Below are 2608 nucleotides of genomic sequence, written 5' to 3' on the forward strand. Positions count from 1 at the left end.
ATATAATTAACTCCACTCGTAAGCTCAGCTTAAGAGCGCAGCTTCAGATGATCACACCCAACAGACAAGGCGGTTCACACCGTAGGGATACGCAAAGGCCAACGGCACGAAGTTACCGCGGCCGTTGGTCTGCTGCTCGATCTGCCGGTCAGCCTTCCAGCAACGGACAAACGCCGCCACCCGCCCGTAGGATCCGTCATAACCCCGCCCGGCAAGGTCGGCGTGCATTTGCTTGGGAGAAGAGGCAAATTGAGAAGAACATGCAAGATGCGCGGCGGCGGTTCTGGCGGCCAATGCCCAGCTTCCCCGACCTCAATGCCCTGAATGCCTGGCTTGAGGAACACTGCCTTGAGCAATGGGGGCAGATCCAGCACCGCGCTCTCCCCATCGCCGACGTGCATGCCGCGGAAGTCGCCAGCCTGATGCCGGTGGGGACCTTTGACGGCTTTGTCGTGCATACCAAGCGTGTGTTGCCGACCTGCCCCTTGAACTTCAAGCGCCAACAAACCCAAAGCCAGAAATGACAAATTCACAGCATCTTGACCGTCCCTCGCAACGCGGGACATACCTTCAACCCGGGTTAAGGAACCTCTGCGTAGCATGATTTCGTAGTGTCTGCTGAATGTTTTGACGGTCTTTCCGCTAGAGTTTTCCTTGATGCTTTCGGGATTTGGCGGTTTCCCGCTGATTTTGGGCGCACCTATCCTATGCGGCGCGGAATTGATGTCGAAGAATGTACAGATTTGCCAGCCCGCAGGTTGCGAACAGCCGGTTAGCGTTTTTCTCCAGGCCGCGATACCGCACCTTGGTGAAGCCGAATTTCAGCTTGATGACTCCGATCACATGCTCGACGCGGGAGCGCACCTTGGATTTTTTTCGGTTCCTGGCGCGCTCAGCTTCGTTCACAACACCGCATTTCCTGTAGCGCCGGTTGGTGCGGTCACGCGCGTTGGGCGCCTTCTCTTTGATGACCTCGCTTTGGCCTTGATACGCCTGGTCACCCCAGACATCGCGCTCCTCGCCATGCAGCAGGTCACCCAGCACCGCGCTGTCATGCACGTTCGCCGCTGTCGCCACCACCGAGTGGATCACTTTGCGCCGCCGGTCGACGCCAAAATGCGCCTTCATGCCGAAATACCATTGGTTGCCCTTCTTGGTCTGGTGCATCTCCGGGTCGCGGGCTTTATCTTCGTTCTTGGTTGAACTCGGCGCGTGAATGATCGTGGCGTCCACAATCGTGCCGCTGGAAAGCCGCAAGCCTTTGGCCTCCAGATGTTCGTGAATGAATTCAAACATCCGCCGACCAAAATCATGCGCCTCCAGAAGATGCCGGAAACGGCAGATGGTCGTCTCGTCGGGTACCGGCTCGCGGCCAAGATCAATGCCGACAAACCGCCGCATCGAGAGCGAGTCGTACAACGCCTCTTCGGCAGCAGGGTCAGACAGGTTGAACCATTGCTGCAGGCAGTAAATCCGCAGCATTCGCTCGACGCCAAAAGGCCGCCGGCCGGTCTCGCCCTTGGGATAAAATGGCTCAACCAGGCCGCAGAGTGCCGCCCACGGGATCACTGCATCCATCTCAGCCAAAAACGCCGCGCGCTTCGTCGTCTTCGCGTACCGATCAAATCCAGCCGTCGAAAATGTCGTTTGCTTCAAAGCCGCCCCCATCAATGCGGGGGCAATTTACAAAAATCGAATTGATAAGGGAATCAGAAACTTATGCAGAGGTTCCTTAAATCTCAGTGGAAATCAACAGGCATGGGCTGAAAAGTTGAAGATCAGCGTCTGTCATATCCAGCCGGGCAAGCCCCAGCAGAATGCCTATGTCGAGTGCTACAACAGGACCGTGCGGCATGAGTGGCTGAACCAGTACATCATCGAAAGCATAGAGGAGGCACAAAACTACGCCACGAAATGGCTCTGGACGTACAACAATGAACGCCCCTATATGGCTTTAGGCGGGACCACACCCGTTCAAGAACTCAAACGCGCCGCGTGAATTCTACAAATACGCCCCGTTAAAAACGATGGGATTACCATCAACGCTGGCAGACGCTATCGAAAAGTGTGAGACTTAAATGATTTCATTGCGCCACTTTAAACAGCCATTATTAATCAGTACGTAGATATCCCGACATATTTTACTTGACACCAGGGGTCGGGTTGGATTCTTTTATCGTTATGAGAGACGATGACGCCCGCAAACTGGACCACGCGACGCTGGAAGCGCTTCGCATTCGCGGGGTTGGTTTGGTTCAGAAGGGTGAGAGCCCCGAGGTTGTTGGCAAAGCACTGGGCCTGAACCGCACCACGATCTACGAGTGGCTAGCGATGTACCGTCGCGGCGGCTGGGGCGCGTTGAAGTCGAAGCCGGTTCCTGGCCGCCAGCCGAAGTTAAGCGGCAAACAAATGAAGTGGGTGTACGATACGGTAACGCAGAAGAACCCTCTGCAGCTTAAGTTTGCATATGCGCTGTGGACGCGCGAGATGGTGGCCTCGGCGATCAAGACTAAGTTCGGGGTTAAACTCAGCGTCGTATCGATTGGCCGCTTGTTGGCTCAACTTGGCATTACCTCGCAGAAGCCACTGCACCAGGCGATCGAGCGCG

3 protein-coding genes and 2 pseudogenes are annotated in these 2608 nt (G+C 55.9%); 3 read left to right on the plus strand and 2 right to left on the minus strand.

What is annotated here, in order from left to right; translation table 11 throughout:
- Positions 1-51: 51 nt before the first annotated feature.
- Positions 52-228 (minus strand): hypothetical protein, encoded by a 177-nt coding sequence (locus tag HKL97_RS09325; RefSeq protein ID WP_291424667.1) that lies wholly within the window; start codon positions 226-228, stop codon positions 52-54.
- Between HKL97_RS09325 and HKL97_RS09330 the strand changes: the two are divergent.
- A pseudogene (locus HKL97_RS09330) lies at positions 225-506 on the plus strand (IS21 family transposase); the annotation flags it as partial. The gene HKL97_RS09325 and the pseudogene HKL97_RS09330 sit on opposite strands and share 4 nt — an antisense overlap.
- A gap of 199 nt (positions 507-705) precedes the next feature.
- Here the strand turns inward: HKL97_RS09330 and HKL97_RS09335 are convergent.
- Positions 706-1656 (minus strand): IS5 family transposase, encoded by a 951-nt coding sequence (locus HKL97_RS09335; protein ID WP_363238673.1) that lies wholly within the window; start codon positions 1654-1656, stop codon positions 706-708.
- A gap of 94 nt (positions 1657-1750) precedes the next feature.
- On the opposite strand from HKL97_RS09335, the pseudogene HKL97_RS09340 reads away from it, so the two are divergent.
- Together HKL97_RS09340 and HKL97_RS09345 are read left to right on the plus strand one after the other, a co-directional pair.
- Positions 1751-1999, plus strand: a pseudogene (locus HKL97_RS09340) (integrase core domain-containing protein); the annotation flags it as partial.
- 182 nt (positions 2000-2181) lie between these two features.
- The coding region (locus tag HKL97_RS09345; RefSeq protein ID WP_291424665.1) for a helix-turn-helix domain-containing protein at positions 2182-2608 on the plus strand (427 nt) is incomplete at its 3' end.

Source organism: Acidocella sp. (assembly GCF_013044125.1).
GTDB lineage: Bacteria > Pseudomonadota > Alphaproteobacteria > Acetobacterales > Acetobacteraceae > Acidocella.